This window comes from Marinobacter pelagius (assembly GCF_900114925.1).
Taxonomy (GTDB): domain Bacteria; phylum Pseudomonadota; class Gammaproteobacteria; order Pseudomonadales; family Oleiphilaceae; genus Marinobacter; species Marinobacter pelagius.
The window spans coordinates 253,274-277,354 of record NZ_FOUR01000004.1; the positions used below are offsets into that span (position 1 = coordinate 253,274).

At 60.8% G+C, this 24,081-nt stretch carries 22 protein-coding genes; 10 read left to right on the top strand and 12 right to left on the bottom strand.

Features of this window, described 5'->3' with window-relative positions; all coding sequences use genetic code 11:
- The first annotated feature begins 103 nt into the window (after positions 1-103).
- The 5 genes from BM254_RS10615 (at position 104) to BM254_RS10635 (ending at position 6,698) form a co-directional block, all read left to right on the top strand.
- On the top strand, positions 104-1,597 hold the full coding sequence (locus BM254_RS10615; RefSeq protein ID WP_092002929.1) for a leucyl aminopeptidase: 1,494 nt from the start codon (positions 104-106) through the stop codon (positions 1,595-1,597).
- Positions 1,597-2,109 (top strand): DNA polymerase III subunit chi, encoded by a 513-nt coding sequence (locus BM254_RS10620; protein WP_092002932.1) that lies wholly within the window; start codon positions 1,597-1,599, stop codon positions 2,107-2,109. The genes BM254_RS10615 and BM254_RS10620 overlap by 1 nt, the downstream gene beginning before the upstream one ends.
- A gap of 258 nt (positions 2,110-2,367) precedes the next feature.
- Complete coding sequence (locus BM254_RS10625; protein WP_092002935.1) at positions 2,368-5,220, top strand: valine--tRNA ligase; 2,853 nt, start codon at positions 2,368-2,370, stop codon at positions 5,218-5,220.
- Positions 5,221-5,224: 4 nt separating this feature from the next.
- The gene (locus tag BM254_RS10630) at positions 5,225-6,121 is read left to right on the top strand and encodes a ketopantoate reductase family protein (RefSeq protein ID WP_092002938.1); all 897 of its coding nucleotides are present in this window, start codon (positions 5,225-5,227) and stop codon (positions 6,119-6,121) included.
- Positions 6,122-6,140: 19 nt separating this feature from the next.
- Positions 6,141-6,698: a cob(I)yrinic acid a,c-diamide adenosyltransferase gene (locus tag BM254_RS10635; RefSeq protein ID WP_092002940.1), complete on the top strand. Its 558-nt coding sequence runs from the start codon at positions 6,141-6,143 to the stop codon at positions 6,696-6,698.
- Positions 6,699-6,725: 27 nt separating this feature from the next.
- Here the strand turns inward: BM254_RS10635 and BM254_RS10640 are convergent, their stop codons facing one another.
- From BM254_RS10640 to BM254_RS10650, 3 genes are read right to left on the bottom strand one after another with little or no spacing between them, the layout of a single operon-like run.
- Complete coding sequence (locus BM254_RS10640) at positions 6,726-7,613, bottom strand: histidine kinase (protein ID WP_092002943.1); 888 nt, start codon at positions 7,611-7,613, stop codon at positions 6,726-6,728.
- Positions 7,613-8,206, bottom strand: a complete 594-nt coding sequence (ampD, locus tag BM254_RS10645) for a 1,6-anhydro-N-acetylmuramyl-L-alanine amidase AmpD (RefSeq protein WP_092002946.1) — start codon at positions 8,204-8,206, stop codon at positions 7,613-7,615. The genes BM254_RS10640 and ampD overlap by 1 nt, the downstream gene beginning before the upstream one ends.
- On the bottom strand, positions 8,206-10,401 hold the full coding sequence (locus BM254_RS10650) for a DUF1631 domain-containing protein (protein WP_092002949.1): 2,196 nt from the start codon (positions 10,399-10,401) through the stop codon (positions 8,206-8,208). Before BM254_RS10650 ends, ampD begins: the two co-directional genes overlap by 1 nt.
- A gap of 220 nt (positions 10,402-10,621) precedes the next feature.
- Here BM254_RS10650 and nadC point away from each other — a divergent pair, with 220 nt between their 5' ends.
- A complete protein-coding gene (gene nadC / locus BM254_RS10655) occupies positions 10,622-11,461 on the top strand; it encodes a carboxylating nicotinate-nucleotide diphosphorylase (RefSeq protein ID WP_092002952.1) in 840 nt (279 codons plus the stop codon).
- A gap of 6 nt (positions 11,462-11,467) precedes the next feature.
- On the opposite strand, the gene BM254_RS10660 is transcribed toward nadC, so the two are convergent.
- Genes BM254_RS10660 through BM254_RS10680 form a run of 5 tightly spaced genes read right to left on the bottom strand, consistent with a single transcriptional unit; the run spans position 11,468 to position 15,294 of the window.
- Positions 11,468-11,803, bottom strand: a complete 336-nt coding sequence (locus BM254_RS10660; RefSeq protein ID WP_092002954.1) for a YqcC family protein — start codon at positions 11,801-11,803, stop codon at positions 11,468-11,470.
- Between the two features lie 8 nt (positions 11,804-11,811).
- Positions 11,812-12,609 (bottom strand): ParA family protein, encoded by a 798-nt coding sequence (locus tag BM254_RS10665; RefSeq protein WP_092002957.1) that lies wholly within the window; start codon positions 12,607-12,609, stop codon positions 11,812-11,814.
- Positions 12,610-12,664: 55 nt separating this feature from the next.
- A complete protein-coding gene (gene hda, locus BM254_RS10670; RefSeq protein WP_092002960.1) occupies positions 12,665-13,363 on the bottom strand; it encodes a DnaA regulatory inactivator Hda in 699 nt (232 codons plus the stop codon).
- The gene (locus tag BM254_RS10675) at positions 13,360-13,920 is read right to left on the bottom strand and encodes a CDP-alcohol phosphatidyltransferase family protein (RefSeq protein WP_092002963.1); all 561 of its coding nucleotides are present in this window, start codon (positions 13,918-13,920) and stop codon (positions 13,360-13,362) included. Before BM254_RS10675 ends, hda begins: the two co-directional genes overlap by 4 nt.
- Before the next feature lie 21 nt (positions 13,921-13,941).
- Positions 13,942-15,294: a DUF2066 domain-containing protein gene (locus tag BM254_RS10680; RefSeq protein ID WP_217647749.1), complete on the bottom strand. Its 1,353-nt coding sequence runs from the start codon at positions 15,292-15,294 to the stop codon at positions 13,942-13,944.
- Between the two features lie 112 nt (positions 15,295-15,406).
- On the opposite strand from BM254_RS10680, the gene purM reads away from it, so the two are divergent.
- The 3 genes from purM (at position 15,407) to BM254_RS10695 (ending at position 17,956) form a co-directional block, all read left to right on the top strand.
- Entirely contained in the window at positions 15,407-16,471 is a 1,065-nt protein-coding gene (purM, locus tag BM254_RS10685) for a phosphoribosylformylglycinamidine cyclo-ligase (protein WP_092002969.1), read from the top strand.
- The gene (purN, locus tag BM254_RS10690) at positions 16,468-17,130 is read left to right on the top strand and encodes a phosphoribosylglycinamide formyltransferase (protein ID WP_092002972.1); all 663 of its coding nucleotides are present in this window, start codon (positions 16,468-16,470) and stop codon (positions 17,128-17,130) included. Before purM ends, purN begins: the two co-directional genes overlap by 4 nt.
- 136 nt (positions 17,131-17,266) lie before the next feature.
- On the top strand, positions 17,267-17,956 hold the full coding sequence (locus BM254_RS10695; protein WP_342714241.1) for a DUF3108 domain-containing protein: 690 nt from the start codon (positions 17,267-17,269) through the stop codon (positions 17,954-17,956).
- Here the strand turns inward: BM254_RS10695 and BM254_RS10700 are convergent.
- The 4 genes from BM254_RS10700 to apbC form a co-directional block, all read right to left on the bottom strand.
- Positions 17,953-19,230, bottom strand: a complete 1,278-nt coding sequence (locus BM254_RS10700) for a valine--pyruvate transaminase (protein WP_092002975.1) — start codon at positions 19,228-19,230, stop codon at positions 17,953-17,955. The two genes, BM254_RS10695 and BM254_RS10700, sit on opposite strands and share 4 nt — an antisense overlap.
- Positions 19,231-19,295: 65 nt before the next feature.
- Positions 19,296-19,895, bottom strand: a complete 600-nt coding sequence (locus BM254_RS10705; protein WP_092002977.1) for a YjaG family protein — start codon at positions 19,893-19,895, stop codon at positions 19,296-19,298.
- Positions 19,892-20,458 carry a dCTP deaminase gene (dcd, locus tag BM254_RS10710; protein ID WP_092002980.1) on the bottom strand — a complete coding sequence of 189 codons (567 nt, stop codon included), beginning with the start codon at positions 20,456-20,458 and terminating at the stop codon, positions 19,892-19,894. Before dcd ends, BM254_RS10705 begins: the two co-directional genes overlap by 4 nt.
- Before the next feature lie 292 nt (positions 20,459-20,750).
- The gene (gene apbC, locus BM254_RS10720) at positions 20,751-21,851 is read right to left on the bottom strand and encodes an iron-sulfur cluster carrier protein ApbC (RefSeq protein ID WP_092002986.1); all 1,101 of its coding nucleotides are present in this window, start codon (positions 21,849-21,851) and stop codon (positions 20,751-20,753) included.
- A 190-nt stretch (positions 21,852-22,041) separates the two neighbouring features.
- Here apbC and metG point away from each other — a divergent pair, with 190 nt between their 5' ends.
- Positions 22,042-24,072 carry a methionine--tRNA ligase gene (metG, locus tag BM254_RS10725; protein ID WP_092002990.1) on the top strand — a complete coding sequence of 677 codons (2,031 nt, stop codon included), beginning with the start codon at positions 22,042-22,044 and terminating at the stop codon, positions 24,070-24,072.
- The last annotated feature ends 9 nt before the right edge of the window (positions 24,073-24,081 follow it).

The following is a 24,081-nucleotide window of genomic DNA, read 5'->3' on the forward strand; positions in this document are numbered from 1 at the left end:
CGGCCGGTTGATTAACCCCCTGCCGACCCCAATGCTAGACTAGAACAGACATTCAACCCGCATCCCCGCGGACGTTTCTTCAGAATCACCAACAGGAGTTGCCATGAACTTCAGCCTGAGCAGCAAAGCTATCGCAACCACCAAGGCGGATTGCCTTGTCGTCGGCGTGCCGGAAAAAGGCGACTGGCCCGAATCCACCACCCACGCGGACGAAGCGCTCGAGGGACTGATCAAAAAGCTGCAAACGGCAGGAGACATCACCGGCAAGAACGCCAGCACCGGCGTATTCCCGCTCGACGGGCGCCCCTGGAGCCGCCTCCTGGTAGTCGGCACCGGCAAGAACGACGACCGCACACCGGCCAACTTCCGCAAGGCCGTTACCGCTGTCCTCGGCGCCCTCAAGGACGGCCCCTCGAAAAGCGCCCTCATCACCATGGCGGATACCCAGGTCAAAGGCGAGCAGGCCGTCACCTCCGAAGAGGCACTGCTGAACGTCATCGGCCGCATCCTGGAAGAGCAGCTCTACACCTTCAACCAGTTCAAGAGCGACAAGCCTGCGTCCCGGAAACTGAACAAGGTCACCGTGGTCGCCTCTGGCGGCGGCAAAGCCCTCAAGGAAGCCTTCAACCTGGGCCTGGCTACCGGCCGCGGCATGAACTTCACCCGCGACCTGGGCAACACCCCGCCCAACGTCTGCCACCCGAGCTGGCTCGCCGACCAGGCCAAACAGCTCGCCAAGGAATACGACTGCATCAAGACCGAAGTGCTTGATGAAAAGCAGATGGAAAAGATGGGCATGAACACCATCCTTGCCGTCGGCAAAGGCAGCACCCAGCCTCCACGCCTGATCGTCATGGAATACCGTGGCGGCAAAACCAAGGACAAGCCGTATGTCCTGGTGGGTAAAGGCATCACCTTCGACACCGGCGGCATCAGCCTCAAGCCCGGCGAAGGCATGGACGAGATGAAGTACGACATGGGCGGCTCCGCCGGCGTCTTCGGCACCATGAAAGTACTCGCCGAAACCAAACCCAAGATCAACGTCGTCGCGGTCGTGGCCGCTGCCGAAAACATGCCGGACGGCGGTGCCTCCCGCCCGGGCGACATCGTCACCACCCTCTCCGGCCAGACCGTCGAAATTCTCAACACCGACGCCGAAGGCCGGCTCGTGCTGTGTGACGCCCTCACCTATGTGAAGAAATTCGACCCGGAAGTGGTGATCGACATGGCCACCCTCACCGGCGCCTGCATCATCGCCCTGGGCAACCAGGCCACCGGCCTGCTGGCCAACAACGACGAACTGGCCAACGAACTGCTCGCCGCCGGCGAACGCACCGGCGACCGCGCCTGGCGCCTGCCGCTGTGGGACGAGTACCAGAGCCAGCTCGACAGCAACTTCGCCGACATGGCCAACATCGGCGGCCGCCCGGCCGGCACCATCACCGCCGCCTGCTTCCTGTCCCGGTTCGCCAAGGAATACCGCTGGGCCCACCTGGACATCGCAGGCACCGCCTGGCTCTCCGGCAAAGCCAAAGGCGCCACCGGCCGCCCGGTACCGCTGCTGGTTGACTACCTCATGTCCCACGCCGGCAAATAATGCAGGACAGTCAGCCCCAAACCACCCCGGACCCCGGCAGCAACCCTGCCGGCCCGTCCGGGCAGGAAGACCGGAACCAGCGCTACTGGTTCCACATCCTCGCCAAAAACACCCCCGCTGCCCGCAACCTCCACGCCGTCAAACTCGTGGACAAAGCCTGGCACCAGGGCGACCGCGTCTGCATCGTCTGCGACACCATGCAACAGGCCCAGGAACTGGACGACCTCATCTGGAACTTCAGCCCCGATGCCTTCATCCCCCACACCATCGTCCCGGACTCGGCCACCACCTGCACCGACCGCGTCGGCATCCTTCTGTGCCCACCGGTAGCCGAAGACTGGGATACGGTGATCATCCTCTCGGCCACCCTGCCGGCGGATGCGGATCGCTTCAAACGGCTGGCGCTGGTGGCCCATAGCGATCCGAATGTACTGAATCAGGCACGGTCTCACTTCAAGCAACTCAGGGCTCTCGGGATCGAGCCAAGGGTCCACGACCAGCGGAAACGTTGAAGAGCGAATTACTCACAGGCCCGTGCGCCGAAGGGAAAGCCCCTTTCCAAAACTGTTGAGGGCCAAGGACGGCCCGAAACAAGCGCACATGGACGTGCTCGTAGCGTGTTTTGGAAAGGGGCTTTCCCTTCGGCGCCACTCCTGGACAAGCAGTCCTGATAGATAGAAACCCGAGGTTCGCCGCAAACAACCCGACCATGTATAATCGGGCGTCTAATTTTTCCCTTGTGAATCAACCAACGGTCACTGCAGAAACCCATGGAAAAAACCTACCAGCCAGAAAACATCGAGCGCCAGTGGTACGAAAACTGGGAATCCAAAGGGTACTTCCGCCCCAGCGGTGAAGGCCAGTCCTACAGCATCGCCATCCCGCCCCCCAACGTGACCGGCAGCCTCCACATGGGCCACGCCTTCCAGCACACCATCATGGACACCCTCACCCGCTACAAGCGCATGCAGGGCCGTAACGCACTGTGGACCGTCGGCACCGACCACGCCGGCATCGCCACCCAGATGGTTGTCGAGCGCAAACTCGCCGCCGAAGAAGGCAAAACCCGCCACGACCTGGGCCGGGAAGAATTCATCAAACGCATCTGGGACTGGAAAGAACACTCCGGCGGAACCATCACCCGCCAGATGCGCCGCCTGGGCAACTCCGTGGACTGGAGCAACGAACGCTTCACCATGGACGATGGCTTCTACAAAGCCGTCCAGGAAGTCTTCATCCGCCTGTACGAGGATGGCCTGGTCTACCGCGGCAAACGGCTGGTGAACTGGGACCCGAAACTGCACACCGCCATCTCCGATCTCGAGGTCGAGAACAAGGAAGAAAAAGGTTTCTTCTGGCACCTGCGCTACCCGCTGGCCGACGGCGAACAGACCCAGGATGGCAAAGGTTACCTGGTGGTCGCCACCACCCGACCCGAAACCCTGCTCGGTGACACCGCCGTCGCCGTCCACCCGGACGACGAGCGCTACCAGCACCTGGTCGGCAAGTTCGTGACCCTGCCGCTGGTCAACCGCCGGATCCCCATCGTGGCCGACCACCACGCCGACCCGGAAAAAGGCTCCGGCTGCGTCAAGATCACCCCGGCCCACGACTTCAACGACTACGCCGTGGGCAAGCGCAACAACCTGCCCATGATCAACGTCATGACCCAGGATGCCAACATCCGGGACATGGCCGAAGTCTTCAACGCCGACGGCACCGAAAACACCGAGATCGACGGCAAGATCCCCGCGGCCTACGCCGGTCTGACCCGGGAAAAGGCCCGGGAACAGGTAGTCACCGACATGAAGGTCAACGGCCTGCTCGAGCGGGTTGAGGACCACGTGCTGAGCGTGCCTCGCGGGGATCGCTCCGGCCTGATCATCGAGCCGATGCTGACCGACCAGTGGTTTGCCGACGCCAAGACCCTGGCCAAGCCGGCCATTGAAGCGGTGGAAGACGGCCGTATCCAGTTCGTACCCAAGCAGTACGAGAATATGTACTTCTCCTGGATGCGCGACATCCAGGACTGGTGCATCTCCCGCCAGCTGTGGTGGGGCCACCGGATCCCGGCTTGGTACGACGCCGAGGGCAACATCTACGTTGGCCGCAGCGAAGAGGAAGTTCGCCAGAAGCACAACCTGGCTGCCGACGTCGCCCTGGAGCAGGACGAAGACGTACTCGACACCTGGTTCAGCTCCGCCCTGTGGACCTTCGGCACCCTGGGCTGGCCGGAAATCACCGAACGCCTGAAGAGCTTCCACCCCACCGACGTGCTGGTCACCGGTTTCGACATCATCTTCTTCTGGGTTGCCCGGATGATCATGATGACCATGCACTTCATGAAGAATGAGGATGGCACTCCGCAGGTGCCGTTCAAGACCGTCTACGTGACCGGTCTGATCCGGGACGAGCACGGCGACAAGATGTCCAAGTCCAAGGGTAACGTCATCGACCCGCTGGACATGATCGACGGTATCAGCCTGGACGACCTGCTCGAGAAGCGCACCGGCAACCTGATGCAGCCCAAGCTGGCCGAGAAGATCGGCAAGCGCACGAAGAAGGAGTTCCCGGAGGGCATCGCCGCCCACGGCACCGACGCCCTGCGCTTCACCCTGTCGGCCATGGCCACCACCGGCCGCGACATCAACTGGGACATGAAGCGCCTGGAAGGCTACCGCAACTTCTGTAACAAGCTGTGGAACGCCGCCCGCTACGTCCTGATGAACACCGAGGGCGAAGACTGCGGCGTGAACGACGAGCCGGTACAACTGTCCCTGGCCGACCGCTGGATCATCAGCGAACTGCAGCACTGCGAACAGGAAGTCATCCGACACCTGGACCAGTACCGCTTCGACCTGGCTGCCTACGCCCTGTACGAGTTCATCTGGAACGAATACTGCGACTGGTACCTGGAGCTGTCCAAGCCGGTGTTGAACGACGACAACGCCAGCGCCGAAGCCAAGCGTGGTACCCGTCGCACCCTGGTGCGCGTGCTGGAAGCGGTCCTGCGCCTGGCGCACCCGATGATGCCGTTCATCACCGAGGAAATCTGGCAGCGCATCGCCCCGCTGGCCGGCAAGACTGGCGACAGCATCATGCTGCAGCCGTTCCCGCAGCCGGACGTAAGCAAGCAGGACGCCGCCGTCGCCGCCGATATCGAGTGGCTCAAGGGCGTGATTGTGGCGGTACGGAACATTCGTGGCGAGATGAACATCTCCCCCGCCAAACAGGTCCCCGTTCTGCTCAAGGGCGGCAGCGCCGAAGATGAACGCCGCATGAACGACAACCGCCAGTTCCTGATCTCCCTGGCCAAGCTGGAGAAACTCGAGTGGTTCGAGGGTGACAAGGCACCCATGTCCGCCACCCAGCTGGTGGGCGAAATGGAGGTTCTTGTACCCATGGCCGGCCTGATCGACAAGGATGCCGAGCTCAAGCGCCTGGACAAGGAGCTGGACCGCCTGCAGAAGGAAATTGGCCGGCTCGAAGGCAAGCTGGGCAACGAGAAATTCACTGCCAAGGCCCCGGCTGACGTGGTCGAGAAGGAAAAAGAAAAGCTGAAGGACGCCCAGGGCAGCCTGCAGCGACTCAGTGCACAGCGGGCTGAAATCGAGGCCATGTAAGCCGATGATCGGCATCCTGGGCGCAGGCTCATTGGGGCGGCTCTGGGCCGCCCTGCTTCCGCAGGGCCAGGTTGCCTTTCTGCCGCGGCCGGACGCAGATCCGGGCGCGGCCACCCTCAGCTATACCTTCGAATCAATCCGGGGCAGCCATCGCACCCTTGCCCTGCCCTGGCTCCAGTCCCCGGATGACCTGAGCCTGCTGCTGGTCACCACCAAGGCCGGCGATACCCTGAACGCCCTCCAACACTGGCTGGCCCGGATACCGGCATCGGTCCCCATCGTACTGTTCCAGAACGGGCTTGGCAGCCAGCAGGCGGTAGCGAACGCCTGGCCGGAACATCCCATCCTGGCCGCCTCCACCACCGAGGGTGCCAACCGCCCTGAACCGAATCGGGTGGTTCACGCCGGTACCGGAGAAACCTGGGTTGGCCCACTGACCCCCGCCGCACGGCCAAAGCTTGCCGGCGTGGTCTCACAACTGGCGACAACCGGTCTCGTGGTCCATGCGGAAGACCAGATCCTCCCCCGGCTCTGGCAGAAACTGGTGGTCAATGCCGGCATCAACCCCTTTACCGCCATTCTTGATTGCCCCAACGGGGACATCCTGGCCAACGATTTCTTCCTGAGTCACATCAACCCGCTGTGCAACGAAATAGCCGGGCTGATGGCGGCCGAAGGCATCGGCAACCCCACTCCCGAAGAGCTGCGCCAGAGAATCGAGACCGTCGCCCGCAACACCGCACGGAACACCTCGTCCATGCGCGGTGATATCCTGAACGGACGCAGGACCGAGATCGACTTCATCAACGGGTACCTGGTCCAGCTCGGCGAGCGCCTTGATATCCCGACACCGGTGAACCAATTGCTGACCGACAGGGTAAAACAACTGTCGCCACATTAAGAGTCAGAGGAGTTACCTGATGGGCAACCGCCTTTCGAAGATCTACACCCGTACCGGAGATGACGGTTCCACCGGTCTCGCGGACGGCAACCGCATCGCCAAGAACGCCCAACGGGTCGAGGCCATGGGTACGGCCGACGAACTCAACTGCCACATCGGCCTGCTGATCGAGACCCTGGATCAGGACGACGAGCTGATCGAATCCCTGCGCCGCATCCAGCATCACCTGTTCGATCTCGGTGGGGAATTTGCCATTCCCGGAAGCCGGGTTATCGGGGATGACCACATCCAGTGGCTCGAGGAAACCCTGGACCGGCACAATGAACATTTGCCGCCGCTGAAGAATTTCGTACTTCCCGGAGGAACACCTGCCGCAGCCCAGTGCCACCTTGCCCGGGCCGTTTGCCGCCGGGCCGAACGGGTGGTTGTGGCGCTCGGCCACGAGGATTCCATCAACACGGCGTCACGCCATTACCTCAACCGGCTGTCAGACCTGTTGTTTGTCATCGCACGGGTACTCGCCCGCCGGGGTGACGGTGAAGAGATTCTCTGGGAGCAAAAAAAATCCGGCCTCTGAGGGCCGGATTTTTTCGATCAGATCAGGTCAGACGACGCCGGCAATGACCAGCAGCGCCACCGCACATAGCCATACCAGCATGGTTCGATTGAGCAGGTCCCGGACTGCGCCCAGGCTGGTTGAGCCGAACCGGGACCATTCATCCGGGTGCACTTTCAGAAACCGTTCCGGGTCAAGCGCATAACCGGTCAAGGCGCTGTTCGCCGATTCGGCCAGTAGCTCTCCGGCCGGCTTGCGAACAGCCAGCAACAGGCCCTTCGCCTCACTGAGCCAGCCGGCAAGGTCGCCGGCAATCCCGAAAGTGATCGAGACAACACGGGCAGGAATCCAGGCCAGCCACTCGGCCCAACGGACGAACCGGGGCCGGGCCGCAGCCTGGGGCCACTGTTCCGCCAGGGCAACCAGCCCCCGTGCCAGGATTGCGGCAGGCATCCCGCCAACAACGAACCAGAAAGCCACCAGAAAATAACGTTCAAAAATCGATACCATGAAAGCCCGGGACAATGACAGGTGCATGCTTTCGGCAGAGCTGTCTTCCTGGCGCTCCTCAAGAGGCAACCAGTCCCGGACATGGTGCCAGGCGCCCTGCATGTCATCCCGGCTCCAGGCATCGGAATAGGCCCGCAACACCCGCTTCCAGCCCGGAGCCCCCATCATCGCAACCAGCACGATGAACTCCACGGGATAGACCAGCCAGCGTATCCCGTAGCCGGTCAGCAGATATTCCAGCAAACCACTGAGGAAGGCCGGCAGCAGTACCAGTGCCAGTCCGCCGCCAACACTGGTTTCCGCACCGGCATGAACCCGACTGCCCCGGTGAAACCACGCCCGCCACAGGGCATCCCCGGAGAAATGCCCCGAACTGTCGAGTTTCCGGCGCACCAGGTAAGCCAGCAGGAAAACAATCAGCACCATCAGGCGAGCTCCCCGGATCCGGAACGGGTGTCCAGGCAGGCCATGAAATACTGCCAGTCAAAGGCCGGTCCGGGATCGGTCTTGCGCCCGGGCGCGATATCACTGTGGCCGGTGATACGGCCGGCATCGATCTCAGGCCAGGCCATCATCACCTGGTGGGCAATACCCGCCAATGCCCGGTATTGGGCCTCGGTATAGGGGATATCGTCAGCCCCCTCAAGCTCGACGCCGATAGAGAAGTCGTTGCACTCCTCACGGCCGTCAAAGCAGGATCGCCCGGCATGCCAGGCCCGGTCCAGCAGGCTGACAAACTGCACTACCTCGCCATCCCGGCGAATCAACGCATGGGCGGACACCTGGATATCGGCAATGGTTTCAAAATAAGGGTGCGCGGCCGGATCCAGCCGGTTACAGAAGAAATTCTCGATCTCGGGGCCGCCGAACTGCCCCGGCGGCAGGCTGATGTTGTGAACGACCAGCAAGCTGATATTGGCCCCTTCCGGTCTGGGGCCGTAATTGGGCGAAGGGCACCACCTGGCCCCCGAAAGGCGCCCTGTTTCCCTGAGGCTGGCAATCCTCCGCTCTGAAATCATCAGTCTTTTCGGCTGCTGCGCAGATTATCGATGATCGACTCCAGGGCCCGGTCAAAGATCAGGCCGTCATCCAGCATTCCGATCTCGCCGGCAGCCATGGCCCGGGCCAGATCTTCCCGCTGGTATTCTGCCACTTTCGCGCCACTGCGGTTGACGAAAATGTACTTGCCGGTGGCCTTGATGAAGGCCGCGAGCTTGCAACGGACCCGGTTGTCTTCCCGGTTCAGCTCAATCCAGGAACCGACCCTCAGGCTGTCCGCGCGGGCAAGCCATTCTGCCTCGACACCCGGTTCTTCATCCGCGACATCGTAGTCCTCGGGAATAGCAGGCTCTGGCAACGCTTCCTCCCGGGAAGCCTCCTGAGACTCGGCCGGCGCTTCCGGCTGCGGCACAGCGGTGACCAGGCGCTGGAACACATCCACATGGGCCAGTTCCAGATCCCGGATCGCGGAATCCGTGGCAAACGGGTCCCATGAAATTTCCTGCATGGCCTTGCGGAACTGGTCAACGATTGCGGGAATGGCCCGAAGCAGCTCGCTTCGGGTGGTTTCAGTAACCGGGCTCGGGTCAACGCTCCAGACCAGGCGTTCAGTGAATTCCTCCGCCTTTTGCCAGGCTTCACTCTGCTCACCCTGACGCAGATAGATCCACTGCAGGTAACGGGTCCAGGGTTGTTCGAGCAGTGCCATTACGGGCTCCGGGACCTCCCGGTTATGCGCAACCCCGGACACCATGGATTCGACCATCGCATTGGCCCGCTCCTGACGTGCCCGGCCCTCCTCGGCGTCCCTGAGACGCTGCTCCACCAGTTCCCGGCGGCGGCGATCCAGGTCCATGAAATGACTGAAGTCCTGGAGCAGCTCCTCGAACAGGGACACGTTGGTGGTGAATTCGTTCAGGATCCGGTCAACAATGTATTCGATCTTTTCCCGCAAGGGATCCCGTTGGCCCGGTCGCTTCTCCGTCCAGCCGATGGCAGACAATGCCATGTCGTTGAGCAGCTTGCGTACCGGGTGACCACCCCGATTGAAGAAATTGGGATCGCTGAGGGCAACCTTGAGAACCGGAATCTGTAACCGGGAAATCAGGGCTTTCATCACCGCATGCAGCTGCCGGTCCTCGAGGATGAAATCAAACAGCATGGACACGAGGTTGATCACATCGTCGTCCATCTGCCCGACCTGCATCGGCTTGCCGTCATCGGTCTTCAGCACCAGCAGGATCTGTTCCCGGAGCGGCACCACCTGTTCCGCATCCCAGCTTACCGCCTGAACCTGCACCTGGCTGAGTTTCGACATCAGCTCTTCGGTATCAAGGAAGGCAACGCCGGATTGCCCCGCACCGGCACCGGATGCGTCACCGCCCTGGCGCAGCAACGCGCTCAACTCCGAGAAGGTCGCACCGCCCCCTTTTTCTCCAGAGCTCGTATCTGCGGCTGCCGGTTGCGCCTGACCAGTCCTGGCATCGGCGGCCTTCCCGGCGGAGCCGGATTTGGAGCCTGGCACCGGGGGCCGCTTCATATCAGCGAGCACGCCCTCGTCAATCAGGGTCTTGTTGGCCTGCTGGTAGAAATTGGCCAGGATATCCGCCAGCAGTTTGTCGAAAAGCTTGAGTACCACCAGCTTGGCCCGGATATCGATATCCAGGTCGGCGCAGGCCTCGCTGACACCGCCACAAATGACTTCGGGGCTCAGGGGCATCTGGCTGTCGGAGAGCTCGATGGCAGGCACCAGATGATTGACCCTGACCGTCAGCAGCCGGATGGCATCGGCGTAGCGATTGCGCAGCTTGTTGATCAGGTTCTCGATGGCAACCTGTTGCTCGAGTTCACCGTGGTCCATCAGGCTAAGGTTATTCTGGTCGATCTCCTCCAGGTCTCCCTTTGCAACATGGGGGCGGAACCGGCCAATCTCGTTGAAAGCCCGGGAGACATACTGCAGGATCGACACGGAGATGGACTTGCGACGCAGACGGAGCTCCCGCATGGCGTCAAAATAGGCAAGCTGGCCGTGTTCATTGCCGGCCCGGTCGGCCAGCTCGAACAGGGCATCGTCAGAGCGGTCAAAGAATTCGTTGAGGACGGATTTCAGTTCCCGCCCCGAAGCATCGCGCAAACGGATCAGCGCAGGTGGTAACGAGAACTGGCCCGCCTGCTTCCGGTCCTGAAAGCTGACTACCTTGTTATCCTGCGCCATTGCCTAACTCCGGGGTCATGGATTGTCGAGTGTCCGTGTGTATAAGTTACTATAATAGAAGCTCTTAGCGTCAGATTCTGTCAGATTTTGTCACCAAATGTGTCGCAGAGGAGCCATCCGCGGAGCAAACGTGACACCGCTCACATTTGGTGATTGCCAGACATGGCTTTAGAATCGTGCGCCAGTTTTCTTTTCCCATGACCAGACCGGACCCGACACCATGCTCCCTGCCGAACTCCTGCGCCAGTCCAGAATCGAATCCGTTGCCCAAAGCCTGCGGGAAGACATCGGTGATGGTGACATCACGGCCAGGCTGATTCCAGCCGACAAACTCGCTACCGGCCGGGTGATTACCCGGGAAGCCGCTACCCTGGCCGGCCGGGAATGGGTCGATGAGGTGTTCCGCCAGGTGGATCCTCAGGTGACCCTGTTGTGGCAGGCCAATGACGGCGACCGGGTCAGCCCGGACCAGGTCCTGTTCACCATGGAAGGCGCCGCCCGCAGCCTACTCACCGCAGAGCGCACGGCCCTGAACTGGCTTCAGACCCTGTCCGGAGTCGCGACCACCTGCACAGCCTATGCCGGGAAAGTCGCCCATACCGGGGTAAAACTCCTGGATACCCGCAAGACTCTGCCGGGCCTCCGGCTTGCGGAGAAATACGCGGTCACCTGTGGCGGCTGCCACAACCACCGAATCGGTCTGTGGGATGCGTTCCTGATCAAGGAAAACCACATTGCCGCCTGCGGCTCCATCGCCAAAGCCATCGAAGAAGCCCGCCGAATTGCCCCGGGCCGCCCGGTGGAAGTTGAAACAGAGAGCCTGGACGAACTCGATCAGGCCCTGGCGGCCGGCGCCGACATCATCATGCTTGATGAATTCTCACTGGATGACATGCGCACCGCCGTGAAGGTCACCGGTGGCCGCGCCAGGCTCGAAGCCTCCGGCGGCATCAATGACCAGACCCTCGTGCCCATTGCCGAGACCGGGGTGGACTATATCTCCATCGGTGCGCTGACCAAGGACCTGAAGGCCGTCGACCTGTCCATGAGACTGGACTGAGCCGGTTTATTTGCCGGACAACAGCTTGTCCATCATCTCCAGTTCCCTGATCAGTCCGTGGCCGGATTCCGCCCGGCCCCGGAAATGCTCCTCCGCCATGGGCGCAATCCCCGACACCTCCGGCAAGGGGTGATCATTCTCGATCAGGATTTTCATCCGTTCCACGAACACAAACTGGAGCCACTGGGTGAACTCCATGGTATCCAGGCAAAAAGGCTTGTCGCTCTGGAAGGCTTCCTCGGGGGGCGGCTCGCTCTCCCAGACCTCCAGCTGGCGCAGTTCGATCTCGATCTGCAGCAGGCTGTCCGCTACCCGGGCAACCTTTTTCTGTTCATCAGTCATGCAAATACCTAGTCGGTCAGCGGCTCCAACTCCACCGCTTCACCATGCAGAACCCGGAACAGGTCTTCATACTGGCGGGTCAGCGGGTGCTTCGGAGCCATATGAATGAGTGGCTGCCGGCTCTGATGGGATTCCTTCATCTTGACCGAGCTGGACAGCCGGACCGGCAGTACCGGCAGGCCTTCCTCGATCAGCTCCATGACCAGCTTCCTCGGCAGGCTGGCCCTGGGCTGGAACTGGTTGGCGATAATACCCTCCACCACCAGGTCCTGGTTGTGATCTTCCTGCAACTCCCGGATCTCGTTGAGAATGTTATACAGCGCCTGGCGGGAGAAGTCGTCACAGTCAAACGGAATCAGGCAACGCTGGGCCGCAATCAGTGCGGAGCGGGTATAGAAATTCAGCGCCGGGGCGGTATCGACATAGATGGCGTCGAAACTGTCGCCCAGTTTTTTCAGGGCTTCCCGCAGCTTGTATATCTTGTGCTTGGCTTCAAGCTTACGCTCCAGAAAGTCCAGCTCGGGGCTTGAAGGCATCACAAACAGGTTATCGAAGGGCGTGGCATGGACAAACTCGTCCGGGCGACGGTTGAACACGGTGAACGCCACCGTCTGCTCCAGCAGATCGGCCACCGTGTCCCGGAGTTCCGATGCCGGCTTGCCCAACAGATAATGGGTCGAGTTGCCCTGGGGATCCAGGTCGACCACCAGGGTACGCTTGCCCCGGGCAGCGCTGATAGCCGCCAGGTTGCAGGTGATACTGGACTTGCCTACCCCGCCTTTCTGATTGAATACAACCCGTCTCATGTCGTTCCTCCGTTAACCCGTGATCGTTTTGCCATCCTTTGTACCATTGCCGCCATCACCATCCCATGACCGTTTTGACGAAAGGAATGGTCAGCCGCCTCTGGGCCTGCAATGAGTTCTCGTCCAGGACATCGAGCATGGCGAGCAGATCACCCAGGCGCCGGGGCGCCCTGCGCATGATGAAGCTGGCGACATCGTCACTCATGACCAGGCCCCGCTGTTCGGCCCTGGCCTGCAGAATGGTCTGGCGATCTTCATCGCGGTAGATACCAAGCTGCAGGGTCAGCCCATGGGTGAGCCGTGACACCAGGTCCGGCAGCTGGAAGCCCAGGGAAGTCAGCACTTCAGAGATGCTGACCATCAACAGGCCACCACGATCGTGGATACGGTTGTAAAGGTGGAAAACAGCTTCTTCCCAGGCGGGATCACCGGCAATCCGGTCCAGGTCGTCGAGACAGACCAGATCCTGGGTATCAAGGCCCGCCAGCGCCTCGGGGCCGAAAGGCTCGAGCTCCGCGATGCTGATGCAGACGGCGGACCAGCCGCGGGCCTCGGCATAGTGACAGGCCGCCTGGAGCAAATGGCTTTTACCGGTATCCGAATCGCCACAGACCACCACCACCGGCACTCCGGCGGGCTGATCGCAGATCGCTTTCAGACGCCGTGCCGCTTCGATATTGCGATCGCCGTGAAAGTTGTCGAACCGGGCGTCGTCCCGCAACTTGACCCCGAGAACCAGCTGGGAAGCGCTCATGACTGCTTGGCCCTCCAGGCCCGTACACCCCAGACCAGCATGTAATGCCCGCCGCTGATCACGGCAGAAGCCGCCACCAGCAGGATACCCGCATCCAGGACCCATGGCTGCATGGGCAAATCCGCAAGCAGGATGATGATGGCCAGCACCACCAGAATCTGGATCAGCGTGTTGATTTTACCGAGCATGCTCGGTTCCATTTCGTACCGCCCGATGCCGTAGTGATAGGCAAGTGCCCCGGCAACAATCAGCAGGTCCCGCCCCAACACAACAAGGAACAACCACACCGGCAATACCGAGGTCAGTGTCAGCATCAGGTAGGCGGTAATGAGCAGCGCTTTGTCCGCCAACGGATCGGCGATCGCGCCAACCCGGGACCGCCAGTTGAAATGACGTGCCAGGAAACCGTCAAAACCATCGGAAACCGCCGCTACAAAAAAAATCAGCAGCGCCAGCCGATAGTTCTGCATCAACAGGGCGCCGGCAAAGGGAGCTATCAGAACAATGCGCAAAAACGTCAGCGCATTGGGTATCCATCGCCAGCGTTGCGATATCACAAGGCTCCCTCCGGTAACGCCTTACTCTTCTACACCATTTCCAATGGCTGGTGACGGTTGCCAGCGGTAATACAGCAACTGGTACAGCGACTCGAAGGCCTGTTCCGCACCCTCGGAATCCAGTGGCAGCTCCCCGGACACAGGCTCGGCATCTGCTGCCTGTTCGCTGGCCGCATTGTCCACGGCCCCGGCACCACTCTCAACCCCGGCTTCCGGCGCGGCTTCCGCTTCTGCTTCTGTTTCAGAAGCAGGGCCCGCCTCCCGCTGCGTTTCCGGGCTCTCCGACTCCGGCTGAGGCTCAGAGCTTTCCGGCTCCGGCTCGGGTACAAAGGAACCGGCATCCAGGGGGATAAAGCGGGGGTCCAGCGCAACATATTCCTTGAGCTGGTCCAGTTCGCCGTTGAAGGTGACTCTCAGGGTCAGCTGATCGCCTTTGACCCGCGAGGCGCCCACCGCCTGAACAGGGGTGAATCCCTCGAGAATCCGGGTCGCCTTGCCGTAATCCTCCACCGACTGGATGCCCTGCACCACAATATCGACCTGGGGAAGATCACCCACTTCGCCGGCGGCTACCGCATAGCGACCGGCATAGCGGTCCGCCCAACGGCCAATCACCGCCCGGGCAAGGGCCTGGGGATTTGCTGCGGTGACCACTTCCTCGCCACCATCCATGGCCATGCCGTCGAACACCCAACCGGCACGCCACTGGCCGCCGCTCTGGCTGACCCGGACCAATGCCATCACATCGTGACTGGTGTCCGGGGCGGAGGAACGCACCCGGCCGACAAACTGGCCCCAGATCTCGGACAGCAATTCCCGGTCGCCCCGGAAGTTCTCGGAGGGAAGCGCTACCGGGAGCCCCCGCTCACTGGCCGCCTGCGCAAAGGCCGATTGCCATTGGTCAGACTCGGCACCTTCGGTGATCAGACGACGGGAACCCCGTTCCTCGACCGCAATCCAGGCCAGGGTCAGGGGCCGGTTGGCACCCCATACCGGGGCATCGATGGAAGCCAGAGCCCGGTTGACGCCAACCGCCCCGAACGACATCTGCAACCGGTTGCCACCGTCGTCTCCACGGAGAAACTGGTAGGAAAGCAGCAGCGATTCTGCTTCGGCAAGCACCGACTGGATGCCGTCCCGGGACAGCACGTCCCGGCTACCGGAGACGCGCACCAGCACCCGGCGCAACCCCTCTTCATAACCTTGCTGCAACTGCGCTGATGAGGAGCCGTCCACCGGCACCTCGACGGAATAGAGCCCGGAGACTGTTACTGCCTGAGCCGGCGCACCCAGAAAGGCAAAGCCCATTAACAAAACGGCCGCCCGCACGGCAGCCCTGGATACCCGCGCCAAGTAGTGTCCTTTTACTGACATGAATCACCCTGGTGTTCGCATGGATGGCGCATAGGATACACCATGGCCTATACAGTGAGTAGCTGTTAAAATCCGCGGCCTGTCCCACTTTTGCCAACGGCCATAAAACACCATGAGCGAACAGAAGCCCTCCCTGACTTACCGCGACGCCGGCGTTGACATCGACGCGGGTAACGATCTCGTCAACCGGATCAAGGATACCGCCGCCCGCACCCGCCGTCCGGAAGTGCTTGGCGGCCTTGGCGGCTTCGGCGCCATGGTGGCGATCCCCGCCGGCTACAATGAACCGGTGCTGGTCTCCGGCACCGACGGCGTCGGCACCAAACTGCGCCTTGCCATGCAGCTCGAAAAGCACGACAGCATTGGCATTGATCTGGTGGCCATGTGCGTCAACGACCTGGTCGTTGGTGGCGCCGAGCCATTGTTTTTCCTCGACTATTACGCCACCGGCAAACTCAACGTTGACGTGGCGGCCCAGGTTGTTTCGGGCATTGGCGAGGGCTGCGAGCAGGCCGGATGCGCACTGGTCGGTGGCGAGACCGCCGAAATGCCGGGCATGTATGAAGGCGAAGATTACGATCTGGCAGGATTCTGTGTCGGCGTGGCGGAGCGCAGCGAAATCATCGACGGCAGCCGTGTCCAGGCTGGCGATGTGTTGCTGGCCCTGGGCTCCTCTGGCCCCCATTCCAATGGCTACTCGCTGATCCGCAAGATCCTGGAAGTCAGCAAGGCCGATCTTGACCAACCGATGGGTGACACTACCCTGGCCAACGCACTGATGGCTCCGACGCGGATCTACGTCAAGAACCTGCTGCAGCTGATCCGCGAAGTGGAGGTGCGCGCCCTGTCCCACATCACCGGTGGCGGCCTGCCCGAGAACATCCCCAGGGTCCTGCCAGCCGGCAGCATCGCGGCCATCGATACCGAGAGCTGGGAACTGCCGCCAGTATTCCAGTGGCTGAAGGATGCCGGTGGCGTCGCCATCGAGGAAATGTATCGCACCTTCAATTGCGGTATTGGCATGATTGTCTGCGTTCCGGCCAACCAGAAAGACCTGGCCCTGGATACCCTCAACGCCATGGGCGAGAAGGCCTGGCAGGTTGGCATAATCGAAAGTGCCGATGACCCGCAAGCCGATGCGGTGGTCCGTTACACACCGGGGCTGCTGTCAGTATGAAGGCAGATCCAGCTCCACTGCCCAAAATACTCGTTCTCGTTTCCGGCAGCGGTACCAACCTGCAGGCGCTGATTGATGCCAGCCGGGAACGGGACTTTCCCGGCCAGATCACTGCGGTTGGCTCCAACCGCCCCGGGGCCTTCGCCCTGGAACGGGCGGCCCAGGCCAATATCGAAACCTTCGTGGTCGATCACAAGAATTTCGACAGCCGGGAAGAGTTTGATGCCGCACTGATGGCGGAGATTCGCCGCCACAACCCCGATCTCATCGTCCTGGCGGGCTTCATGCGGATCCTGACCACGGATTTTGTGCGCGCCTTCCGGGGCAAGATGCTCAATATTCATCCGTCCCTGTTGCCCAGGCACACCGGCCTCAACACCCACCATCGCGCCATTGAAGCCGGTGATGACTTCCATGGTGTATCCGTGCACTTCGTGACAGAGGAACTGGATGGCGGCCCGGTGATCGCCCAGGCGGAAGTTCAGGTAGCCCCGGATGACACCCCGGAATCCCTGGCGGAGAAAGTGCTGGAGAAGGAACATATCCTGTATCCGATCGTGGTTCGCTGGTTCTGCGAAGGTCGCATCCAGCTGGGCAGTGACTACATCCTGTTTGACGGCGAAATCCTGAAAGCCCCGATGCGGCTACCCGACAACTGAACAGATTGTCATCCCCACGCCGTCCGGGAGCAGCTACACTGTCGCTGACTTTGACAGTTTGAAGGTTTGGCTCATGCGCATGTCAGGACTATCCAGAAGACACGGCAGGATCCCTGCATTCCGGCGGCTGGCCTTGTTGGCCCTCCTGCTTTTCCCTCTTGTCTCCGCGGCACAGGAAGCTGCCCAGGAGCTGATTCCCTCCCGCGTGAGCTACACCGCCTCCATGGACAAGGGCCTGGAGATCAACGGCACCGCCGAGCGCAGCCTTACCTTCCAGAATAACGGCATCTGGCTCTACCGCACCGATGTCGACTCTTTCATCGCCGATATTGACGAATCCCTGATCCTGAAATGGGAAAACGGCCGGGTGATTCCCCTGCGTTACCGCTACCACCTCTCCGGTGTCTTCATCAGGGATCGGAAACAGTCCATCGACTTTGACTGGGACAAGGGAGTCGCCACCGGCAGCTATCGGGACAAGAGCTTTGAAATACCCTTGAAGGAAGGCGCCCTCGACCCGCTCGGTTTCCAGTTACAGCTCCGCCAGGACATCAAGGCCGGCATGCGGGAAATGAGCTACCAGGTGATCGACGGCGGTGACTACGATGAAGAGAAGTTCGCCGTCATCGACGAAGAGCGGGTATCCACCAATGGTGACACCATCAGCCTGCTCAAGGCTGAGAAGGTCCGGGGCGAGAACGCCCGGCGCCAGACCCTGATGTGGTTCGATCCACGACAGGATTTTCTGCTGTCACGCCTGCTGCAGATCGAACCTGACGGCAGCCGCTATGAACTGCGCCTGAAGGATGCCGAGCTGGGCGATTAAGCCTTCCTTCCGGCCTCGGCCCAGACCGTTTTCACTTCGTCCGCAATGATCCGGAGGCCTTCAGCCACGCGCTCATCGTCCTGGGAATAGGTCACCCGCAGGCACTCATGGCGGTGGCGCCAGCCATCCTCCGGCAATCCCGGGAAGAAGTAGTGACCGGATACCACCAGCACCCCCCTGCTCTTCAGTCGCTGGTAAAGCTCCAGACTGGAGATGGGCAGGTCCGGGAACCATAACCACAGGAACATGGCGCCTTCGGGTTTGTGGATGTACCAGCGGCAACTGTCCTCGCCCATGGCCTCCCGGAACGCGGCAACCGCCTTTTCCATCTTGGCCTTGTAGAAGGGGCAGACCACATCCCGACTCAGGGACAGGATTTCCCCGGATCGCACCAGAGGCTCCGCCAACATGGCTCCGAAACTTCCAGTGGCCAGGTTCAGGATCGCATTGATACCGGACATGGCCTTGATGATCGGCTCGGCGGCGATAACGATGCCGGTTCGCGCCGCCGGCAGGCCGAGCTTCGACAGGCTGAGGCAGAGAATGATCTGCTCGTTCCAGGTCGGGTGCGCATCGACAAACAGCAGGCTCGGGAACGGCGTACCGTAGGCCCCGTCGACAATCAGGGGAATGTCGTGCTGCCTGGCCATGACTTCCAGCCGGGCCAACTCACCGTCGGTGATCACATTGCCGGTGGGGTTGGTCGGGCGTGACACGCAGATGGCCCCGGTCTCGCCGGTGACTTCCACCGCATCGAAGTCCACCCGGTACTTGAACTCGTGGGCATCGGTGAACGAGATATCCGGCTGCACGGCCCGGAACAGCTCCGGCTCGATGCCGGCATCGGCATAACCGATATATTCCGGTGCCAGGGGCAGCAGGATGTGTTTGCGGTGGCCGTCGCCGTAATCGCCGCCAAACATGTTGAACAGCATGAAGAAGGCGGCCTGGCTGCCGTTGGTCAGGGCAATGTTTTCGGGTTTCAGGCCCCAGCCATACTCCCGGTTCAGCAGGTCCGCCAGCGAGGCGATAAACTGCTTCTCCCCCTGGGGCGGATCATAGACGCCCACCAGACGCCGGACGTCGTCCTCGTTCCGGCTCATATCTCCGAGGATTTCCTGAACCCGCTGCTGGATTTCGGGGATGTGGCCCGGATTCCCCCCGCCCATCATGATCATGTCATCCCCGGAGGCCATGGCATTCCCCAGATCATCCATCAGGGAAGTGATACCGGCATCGGCGGTGAATTTGCGACCAAAAGCAGAGAGTTTCATGGCTCTATCCAATCAGGGCTGACAAACGGGTTTAACATCAAGTGTAGCGCGGACCGCAGGGTTGTTTAGCTGTCCGGGGCAATTCCGAGATTGCTGACGCCGTCGTTGGCGGCTTGCGCCTTCAACTCGGCGATAAAGGACTCCTTGGGAACCCGCTGGCGTTTCAACTCAAGTACCAGGTCCCGCTGGAACATCTTGTCTTCTTTCATCAGGGGGTGATGATCGAGCAGGCGAACCAGTTCATCTTCCGGCAGATCTTCGCCTTCGGACATCTCGATGAAGTTCATCACCGTTGCGGTGGCCAGCTGGGAGGCCTCGGTTGCCCGATGCTTGTTGGGATTCAGGCGGTTGAGCAGCGCTTGCTCCAGCAACTGGCAGAAGTCGAACGCCGGGTAGACGCCGTAGGCGTCGTAGTCGTCCACGTTGGGCGACAGGGTTTCGAGTTTGCTCAGCAACTGGGGAATGGCGGCTTCACTGGCCTCTTTCTGGAGCATGTCCCAGGCCAGGTCCAGGAGCTGGCGCATTTTGGCGCCTGTTTTCAGGCCAACGGCGTCGGCGAACAGGGCATAGTTCGGGAACGAGCGTTCCGCAAGAGCGAGCAGGAAGGCGCATTCACGCCATCCCTGCAGTTGTGCGACGGCTTTGAGAAACTGGTTGGCGTTCATGTCCTGGGCAGGGTCACGCCGGTCTGGCCCAGGTATTTGCCGCCCCGGTCTTTGTAGCTGGTTTCACAGACTTCGTCAGACTCGAAGAAGAGCATCTGGGCAACACCTTCGTTGGCGTAGATCTTGGCTGGGAGGTTGGTGGTGTTGGAAAATTCCAGGGTCACCTGCCCTTCCCATTCCGGCTCCAGCGGGGTGACGTTTACGATGATGCCGCAACGTGCGTAGGTGCTTTTGCCCAGGCAGATGGTGAGTACGTTGCGCGGGATGCGGAAGTACTCGACGGTGCGGGCCAGGGCGAAGGAGTTCGGTGGAATGATGCAGACGTCACCGGTGTAGTTGACGAAGCTGTTGTCGTCGAAGTTCTTGGGGTCGACGGTGGCGCTGTGGACGTTGGTGAAGATTTTGAATTCGTTGCTGCAGCGGACGTCGTAACCGTAGCTGGAGGTTCCGTAGGAGATGACACGGCCTTTTTCGGTTTCGCGAACCTGTCCATGTTCGAACGGTTCGATCATGCCGTGTTGTTCGGACATCCGGCGGATCCACTTGTCGGATTTGATGCTCATTGGTGAAATCTCGTTTCCACTGGAAAAATTGAGGCGTAGTTTACCTGTTCCCTTGGGGTCTGTCGAAGGCCCCTCGGCTTATCCCAGGACTGCTTGATCTGGGGGCTGCGACTTTGGGCTCGGGCCTCAAGATTTGCGGGCTGCGCCCATAGGGGCAGCCTTCCAAAAACCGCTACGAGCACGTCCATGTGCGCTTGTTTCCGGCCATCCCTGGCCTCCAACATTTTTGGAAGGCTGCCCCTATGGCCGCGATCATGCCTCCAAGTGGACCGCCGCATACATCAGGAAGTTGTCAGTGCTCGGTTACCGAAACACTTGAAATCGAACCACTTAGGTTGCGTTCGCGGGTAGAGAGTTCTGCCCCAACCCTCCTGGCAATATCGCGATACCGCCGAGCCACTTCCGAGTCCGGCTCGGCGATCACGGAAGGAGTGCCGCCGTCGGTCTGTTCCCGGATGGTCATGTGCAGCGGCAATTGACCAAGCAGTGTGGTGTCGTATTCCTCGGCGATGCGTTCGCCGCCGCCGTGGCCGAACAGGGATTCTTCGTGGCCACAGTTGCTGCAGATGTGGACGCTCATGTTTTCGACCACGCCCAGGACCGGGATGTCGACTTTGCGGAACATTTCTATGCCTTTTTTGGCATCCAGCAGGGCGATGTCCTGGGGGGTGGTGACGATGACGGCGCCGGTTACCGGGACTTTCTGGGCCAGGGTTAGCTGTATGTCGCCGGTGCCCGGGGGCATGTCGATGATGAGGTAGTCGAGTTCGTTCCAGAGGGTCTGTTGCAGCAGTTGCATTACGGCGCCGCTGACCATGGGGCCGCGCCAGACCATGGGGGTTTTCTCGGTGACGACGAAGGCCATGGAGTTGGCTTGCAGGCCGTGGGCTTCCATGGGGACGAAGTATTTGTTCTCTCGCGTTTCCGGGCGTTTGCCTTCGGGCACGCCGAGCATCATGCCGATGCTGGGGCCGTAGATGTCGGCGTCGAGGATACCGACTCTGGCACCCTCGGCCTGCAGTGCCAGGGCGAGGTTGACGGCGGTGGTGGATTTGCCGACACCGCCTTTGCCGGAGGCCACGGCGATGATGTTTTTGACGCCGGGGACGGACGGGAGGTCTTTCTGGACTTTGTAGGAGTGGATCTTCTGGCCGACGTGAACGTCGGCGCTGTCAACGCCGTCGACGTTTTCCAAAGCGTTGGTGACGATCTGTTTGAGCGCTCCGGCAATGCCCCTGGACGGGTACGGCAGCTCGACCATGAGGGTGACTTTGCCACTGTGGTCGGCACTCAGGTTTTTGACGGCGCCGAGGTCGTACAGGTCCTTTTCGAGGTAAGGGTCCCGGTATTCGCGGACAGCGGCTTCGAGGGCCTGCTGGGAAATCTGGGTCATCGGGTTCTCCGGAATAAGCTCATGAACACGGAAACGGGCGTTTCAGGTGAAAAATTGCTGCTTGGAAGGTATCATCTGTGCCCGTTTCTGACCATATGGGGTCTTTACCTGGAGCAATCAATTCAGGATCTGCACCAGGGCCCTGTTTTTGTCTTTCCAACCCTTACCAACAGAAGGTTCGGACATCACCATGACGCAAGCGAGCAAGCATCAGCGCGATATTCTGGTTACCAGCGCCCTGCCCTATGCCAACGGGCCGATCCACCTGGGTCACCTGCTGGAGTACATTCAGACCGATATCTGGGTGCGCTACCAGAACATGCGTGGCCACAACTGCTACTACGTTTGCGCCGACGATGCCCACGGCACCGCGATTATGCTGCGGGCCGAGCGTGAGGGTATTACTCCTGAGCAGCTGATTGACCGGATCCGTCAGGAGCACCAGGAAGACTTTGCCGGCTTTCACATCCGTTTCGATAACTATTACTCCACCCATTCGGAGGAGAACCGTTACTTTTCCGAGTACATCTACCGCCAGTTGCAGGAAAACGGGCACATCGCCACCCGGAAGATCACCCAGTTCTTCGATCCGGAGAAGGAGATGTTCCTGGCCGACCGTTTCATCAAGGGCACCTGCCCGAAGTGCAAGGCGGAAGACCAGTACGGGGATAACTGTGAGGTTTGTGGTGCCACCTACACGCCGGCCGAGCTGATCAATCCACGCTCTGCGGTCTCCGGTGCCACGCCGGTTGAGAAGGAATCCGAGCACTATTTCTTCAAGCTGCCGGATTTCCATGATTTCCTGGCCAAGTGGACCCGCAGCGGCACCCTGCAGCCCCAGGTTGCGAACAAGCTGGCCGAGTGGCTGGACGCCGGGCTGCAGGAGTGGGATATCAGCCGTGATGCGCCCTACTTCGGTTTCGAGATTCCGGATGCGCCGGGCAAGTTCTTCTATGTCTGGCTGGACGCCCCCATTGGCTACCTGGCCAGCTTCAAGAATCTGTGCAACCGCGAAGGCATTGATTTCGAGCACTTCTGGAAGGCGGATTCCGAGGCCGAGGTCTATCACTTCATCGGCAAGGACATCATCAATTTCCACGCCCTGTTCTGGCCGTCCATGCTGCACGATGCCGGTTTCCGGACGCCGACCGCGGTCTGGGCCCACGGTTTTGTGACCGTCAATGGCAAGAAGATGTCCAAGTCCCGTGGCACCTTCATCATGGCGCGCACCTATCTCGATCATCTGGATCCGGAGTACCTGCGCTACTACTTCGCTGCCAAGCTCACCGGCAGTGTCGATGACATGGACCTGAACCTTGAAGACTTCGCTGCGCGGGTAAATTCGGACCTGGTGGGCAAGGTTGTGAACATCGCCAGCCGCAGTGCAGGCTTCATTACCAAGCGTTTTGACGGTCAGCTGGGCAAGGTGACCGAGCATGGGAAGCTGAAGGAATTCATCGAGGCCGGCAAGGAGATCGAGGACTTCTTCGAGGCCCGGGAATTCGGCCGCGCCATGCGCCGGATCATGGAACTGGCGGACATCGCCAACCAGTACGTGAACGATGAGCAGCCCTGGGTCATTGCCAAGCAGGAAGGCCAGGACGACAACCTGCAGGCCATCTGTACCAATGCCATCAACATGTTCCGCATCCTGATGACCTACCTGGCGCCGGTGCTGCCGAAAACCGCCGAGGCCTCCGAGGCGTTCCTGAATGCAAAACTGGACTGGAACAAGCGTGCCGAGCTGCTGGAACACCACGGCATCAACAAGTTCAAGCCGCTGATGAGTCGGGTGGACATGGCCCAGATCGAGAAGATGCTGGATGCCTCCAAGGAGGAACTGCCTGCAGCGACCGGTCAGCCGGAACCTGCTGCCAATCTTGAGCCGATCGCCGATGAGATAGAATTCGGTGATTTCGCGAAAGTGGACCTTCGGGTCGTTAAAATTGTCAAAGCCGAGCATGTTGAAGGTGCAGACAAGCTCCTTCGCCTGACTCTTGACGTAGGACATGGCGAACGCAACGTGTTTGCTGGTATCAAGTCTGCCTACAAGCCGGAAGATCTGGAAGGCCGCATGACCGTGATGGTGGCCAACCTGAAGCCGAGAAAAATGAAGTTCGGCATGTCCGAAGGCATGGTTCTGGCAGCCGGTCCGGGCGGGAAGGACATTTTCATTCTTTCTCCGGATTCCGGCGCCACCCCGGGCATGCGGGTAATGTAAGGCAGCGCG